The sequence below is a fragment of the Paenibacillus sp. 3LSP genome (assembly GCF_032465655.1).
Classification (GTDB): domain Bacteria; phylum Bacillota; class Bacilli; order Paenibacillales; family Paenibacillaceae; genus Fontibacillus; species Fontibacillus barengoltzii.
Genome location: NZ_JAWDJI010000251.1, coordinates 1 through 6188, shown reverse-complemented (window position 1 = coordinate 6188; position 6188 = coordinate 1). Strand labels below are relative to the sequence as shown.

General features: G+C 35.8%; 3 protein-coding genes. All 3 read right to left on the bottom strand.

Going from position 1 to position 6188, the window contains the following annotated elements; all coding sequences use genetic code 11:
* Positions 1-27: 27 nt before the first annotated feature.
* Positions 28-4140 (bottom strand): DEAD/DEAH box helicase, encoded by a 4113-nt coding sequence (locus RW092_RS22005; protein ID WP_316011302.1) that lies wholly within the window; start codon positions 4138-4140, stop codon positions 28-30.
* On the bottom strand, positions 4137-5153 hold the full coding sequence (locus RW092_RS22000; protein ID WP_028538474.1) for a hypothetical protein: 1017 nt from the start codon (positions 5151-5153) through the stop codon (positions 4137-4139). The genes RW092_RS22005 and RW092_RS22000 overlap by 4 nt, the downstream gene beginning before the upstream one ends.
* Positions 5150-6188: coiled-coil domain-containing protein (locus tag RW092_RS21995; protein WP_316011301.1), on the bottom strand; the 1039-nt coding region annotated here is incomplete at its 5' end. The genes RW092_RS22000 and RW092_RS21995, both read right to left, overlap by 4 nt.

Here is a 6188-nt window from a genome sequence, read left to right as displayed (position 1 = left end):
AAAGATTTGGAGCACTTTTTATTTTTTTCAGAAGAGATTACTTTCGAAATTCAGGATAATATCTTTATAATAATCCTTATTCTTGAAATAGTATTCAGCTTGATTTGTTTCGTATCCTTTTGGACGAGGATTGGCGTAGATACCACCACTTTTATATATCTTTTTATCTATCGTGACAAATCTACCAGGCGCATATTCACTGAGAGCTATAGCAATATCTCTCTCAGGTGCATACTGTATGTCTCGAGGTGCATTTTTACCCCTCTCAGATTCTTTCTCGACATAAAACCTCACAATATTTTTCGGGAATGAATATGATGGAATGTAGCCTTCACGATAAAAGATATCAAAAGCCGAAGTCTCTTTATCATTATTAATATACTCATTTCGTTTACCTTCAACTAAAACCTTTTGACAGATATCACGGAATTGGCTGATTGTCTCATCAGTGCACATATCCATAGTTTTTACATAATTAATGTATTTTTCCCCAAATTTCTCACAAAACGTTATAATACCTATATCAACAATGCCATCAAACTGTAATTTCATTTCTAAGGTTGACATAAAACCATTTAAGGCTAACATGTTTGTGTGACGCTGCTTAATTTTAGGATTAGTTCGGTCAATCCATGGTTTACGCGGAGCTCCAGAAATCATCTCATCAGGATGCATAAAGTAATGACTGTCATGCGTACCACCAGAAGCATAAGTTACAATTGTGGAAATACCTGCATTCTTACGACCAGCACGACCAGCCCGCTGTTGGTAATTCTCTCTCATTGGAGGAATATTTCGAAGTCCGACGGCAGTCAACGAACCAATATCAATACCAACCTCCATAGTTGTCGTACAACTTAAAACATCAATCGATTCCTCACCGTTTTCGCCTACGTTAATATCTTGAAAACGCATCTCATATTTTTCTGTACGACTCCAGGTATCACTTCTGGTTTCTTTATGAGATAATTGAGCTGTATGCTCCTCAGTTTTGATTTTGTGAATATTTTCAATTTTATTCAAAGCGTTAAGTACTGGAATTCGCCAGAAATCAAAACGTGATAAATCCAAAGCATTTATTGGTACAACATCTGTAGAATCATAACAAGAACCACAATAGTCACCAATCTTGTAAGGAGATAGTTTCCCACATTTCACGCAACGATACCACATAAAGTCTCTATCGGCAATTTTTATTTCTACCGCCGATAGTTTGATGTAATATCTATTATTTGATGCTTGTGAGAAGAACAAATCACGAACACTCTCCATGATCTTCCTAAATACTAAACCATCGATATTCAGCATTTCTTGAAATCTTTGGATCAACTGTCTGTCTAATTCTGCTAAAAAATCACCCAAACCAAATGTTTGTACTTTACTACGGCCTGGTAAGCCTCTTCTGACATCATCAGGAATTATTTCACCGATAGCAGCGCTATCATCCATTACATCCCAAAATAACAGAACTAGCATTTGATAAAGTGTCTTACTATCAATAGACACCCCAAAATCATCCAAATCATATTCAAGTTCACTAAGAATTGATGACAGAGGGGCTAAGAAACCAATACCAATATCCTTGAATGAACGAGGACTTTCCGTGAAAAAGGTCAGCAGTTGCTCATAATACTCATCTGGTAATGGTTGATATTCTTGAACTAGTACCCCATAGTCAATTGCTTTTCCACGACGTTCGGTTTTGTTTTTCTTATCAACAAACAGCCTCTTATGGTTCTCAAATTTTTCTTTACTTTTGCCACTAAAAAAAGAGAGATTGTTTTGAACACATACATCTAAGAATGCAGGATATAAATCAGATAAAGAATGTTCTTTTCCATCCATCCGCAAAAGAAGAGAGGATAAGATAACTGCCTCTCGGAAAGCATCCGCATCAGACGATTTTGACAAGTCACGTGCAAGTTTTGCAGCATTCTGCCGGGAATCCGAGAACAACAGGACTTTTTTACCTTGATTAATCAATTCAGATTTCGCAGGTTGCAGTTCAAATTGAGCTTTTGTCAGGTTATAGAACGGAATATTACCCTTGGTAGAAAAATTAACAGGTTTCTTAAGTCGCATTGCCTTTCTGCATTTTGGACAAACATTAAAAGTAAATGACTGTGACTTTGAGTCAAAATCACTATTATAAATAACTGTTAAAAAATTATCGCTATTTTGTGGTGACGTGTATAGTTTTCCCGTAAAAGGGTCAAGCGCTCCTATTTTATCGTTTTTTCTTTTCTGATAGCCTCTCGGTGCAACATAAAGTAGCATTTCATTAAGCGAGTTTACATCACCATTTAACCCTCGTTGAGGGAATACATACCAATAGGGTTGTCCCTCATTTTTCTGAACATAAACTTTAAAATACAAAGCCCCACATTTAATATGGTTTACAAGCTCATAAATTCGCCCACCACAATTACATTTATCTTTTGGTAAAGATATAACCTTACCTAATGGAAGTTTCTCACTATTTGAATACCTTGCGCTATTACAATTTGGATTAGAACAAGCATAAAGCCCCTGTAGTCCACGCAAAAACATATGAAGTCGCACTGGGAATAGGATATTCCCATTCTTTGCGGCTAGAGGCACTATGGCTAGTAAAGCATCAAGTGCTTTCTCAGCATTATTACTGTCTCCGAAGAGTTCGTTCTTGATCTCACTATAGGATTTTGCACCGTCACGACACATTTTATGAAGCAACATAAATGCTTGATATTTGGGTAGATTATCGTAAAGCCATTCTTGAGCCTGACTCTGAGTAATATTATCTGCTAAATCATAGTTAAACACTTTTTTTGCGAAATCTTTAATTCGGACAATAATGTTGTCATCTTGTACTTCATCAGCACTAATTGAAGCTAATGCGTCAATATCTGTTTGTACTTCAAATTTATCTGGGATAGTTTCTTTATTACCAAACAAGAATTTGCAGTAATCTATATTTTTACCAGTTAGCGCTGAATAAAACTCATTTATTGCTTTTTGCTCATTTTGAGGCATACTCGCAGTTGTTAAAATAAATTGTACTCTATCAACCGAAATTCCCAAACGGTAGAATAATCTCTCCAACAGTAGTGCAATTTCTCCACCTGAAGAACCACGATACATATGTGCTTCATCCAAAACAATTAGGAGTTTATTATCATCGGATGCTTCTAGCCACTGCTTAGTTTTTTCCCAAATCGTCGCTTCACGCTGACGCATAAGCATGTACTCCAACATGGAGTAGTTGGTAATTAGAACATCCGGAGGACAGTTCTGCATCTCAAATCGCGTTATGAGTTCAGCATCAAATGGTGACGGTTTGTGAATATTCTTTTCCAAATTTTCAATAAAATCTTTTAGCCCTTTGTCACCAAATCTTGCAGGGAATTTATGGATTCTTTTTAGTCCTTCTATATTATTTAGTTGTCGCCGCTGAGTTTCGGCATCGGCTGTATCATCTATTAAATAGTTTTTACGGAAGGCATTCGCTAGTTCACGGCTACTTGCCAGTTTTGCATCACCAGAATATGGAGTCCTACCCGTATACATCCCAAAATGTGGAATACGGCTGGCTTGAGTATCCTTAATGAATATATCTCGGAATTCATCGCTTCCAATTATTTTTCTAAATCGGGCAAGTTGGTCAGAAACAAGCGCGTTCATAGGGTAAATAATGAGAGTGCGAACAGCCTCCATCTTAAACAGCCCTGAATGATTCTTGGCTTCATCGAAACATTTAGCTATTATTGGCCAAAGAAAACTTTCTGTCTTACCCGAACCAGTTCCTGTTGAAACAAACACATCACTCCCTGCCAAATAATACTCAAGAGCCTTAATTTGGTGTTCAAACGGATCAGCGAATATACCAAGGTTGGCTTCAATAAGTTTCAGTAGGGATTCCTTAATACTTTGTTTGATGTGAGGAGAATTTTTTATAGCATCTGGAACTTTTTTATATGAGGCGGAGGTTTCGATATAAGGCTCACGGGCAATATTTGTATGTTTAGAGCAAAGTTCACCCAGAAGATCATCAACATAAAGGAGCAGGGTTTCACTATTAGCTAAATAGTCTGATTTTATATAATTTGTCAATTTTTCTCGGATAGTCCGATAGTAATGTTGTACACCATTTGCATTTCTCATTTCACATCTTCCCCTCTTACCTCAATACCAATATTATTGAGAGTACTTGTAATCTCTGCAATAAAGTCGTTTTTTATTAAAAAATGCACTTTATTAAAAGCATTATTGATTGGCCAAGATATAAGTAGTAGAAAGTAGTATTCTCGGTTTGGTAGATAACCCGTTAGCCTAAGTATTGAGTATTCATCATCTATTTTTACTATTTTGGCTACTAAAGGGTTATCGTAATGAGCTTTTAATGCAAAATATAAGCGTCTATATTCATAGGCTGTTAAACTGTGACCGTGACGCTCAATAGTTTCATCTGCAAATAAAAGTGATTTGTCATCTCCTCGAATAACTCTGTAGTACGGACCCTGTTCAGATTTTCGAGCCACAGTAAAGTCTGTAAATATTTGGGCTGACCACGATTGTGATGGATTAGCGTCTGATAATGGATTAAAAAACTGCAAGTCATCATTCAAATCATCCTTCTCATAAAAGTCTGTAGTTTCATACATTGACAATAAATATTCCTCATAAGAGAGAGAATCCCTTAATAAAAATTCGGAAATTGTAACTGTATATCTTGTTGGTGAAGTAAACACACCAAGTCCATTTAAAATAAAATTATTAGTAGGAATACCGAAAAACAAGGATGTATTACCAATACAGATAGTTCTTCCAAAATTAGATAACTCATTTCTATTATTAGCATTCAAAAAAAGATAACCTGTCTCCTCATACACGCTACGTATATGAACAGAGAAACTTATATTTGTTTTTTTGTCATTGCTAAACTTGCTAGCTATGCTAGGGAAAAGTTCAATGTAACGTTTCATTAACTCATTTATAACTACTGTTTGGTGTTTCTTGGTTGCCCCAACCATATTATTCGAAGAGCTTTGTGCTATCCACAGGCACCAGAGCCCCATTGCTGAATAACAAACTCGGTAAATGAACGAATCAATTGACTCCCCCTTATACCGACTAATGCCCATATCCTTTGACATAGCGCAAATTAGTTCATTCATTGTGAGAACCACCCCAAAAGCAGCTGTTTTTGCGTGCATCGGCCATCTGGTCCCGCATATTTTAATAAGCGATCAGATGTGTTATACGGATTAATATGTAACACATCTACACAATAAGGTAAAACATTAAACGCAAGTACACAGCATAAATCACTTTCATTATCTATTGATTGACTAAAATGCTCAATTAAGCTATGAGGGTAGCCCAATTCTTTAACTATTCCCCTGAATATGTTCCTATATCTATTGTTTTCCCGTTCAAATTGTGCTGTGTATCTATGCTCCTGTATTATTGAGGGGTCTTCTGTTAACTCAGTAACTACGGAGAGAACTCCTATACGATTCAAATTTAAATAATTAAAGTAACGCATAAATTCCTTTGACAAATAATAGAGTGTTCGATCATATGCAACAGTTAGAAATATAATTTTATCTCTGTGCTTATCCAGTATTGGAATTAACTCGGTCTCATTATAGTTGCCAATAAAGTTGTCTAAACAAGCAACACGATCTGCTGTTTGTAAAAACCGGTCTATTTTATCACCTGTAATATCATTCCTATAACTCAATGTACTTACAGTTGGTTTTCCTATAAGTGTATTCGACACACATTTAATAATATTCATCCCAGTAGCGCGATTTACTATAGTAGGTACTCCATAAAATAGAGTTTTACTTAAATGCATTATCAGAAGTGTGAAATATTCTGCTTTGTAATTCACTCCAATATTGGAAAGGTTATATCCTAAATAATCCTTGAACTCATTCATATCAGATGGACACTTGGAAAACACTACAGAACTCTGTTCCTCATCCATACGTTTTTGTCCCTCTTCTAATTCGATTATCAATTGTTCTTTAAGCTTTTCAATGTAATTATTTGCGTCCACCAATGCCTTCGAAATCTGGTCTATTTTATCAAGTAATTGTGCTTTTTCTTTTTGGAGAGAATCTATTTTATTCCTGTCTTCTTCAGCACCAGCTTGAAGTTCAGCAATAACTGAGAGCTGATCATTTATTGATTCAACATGTGCT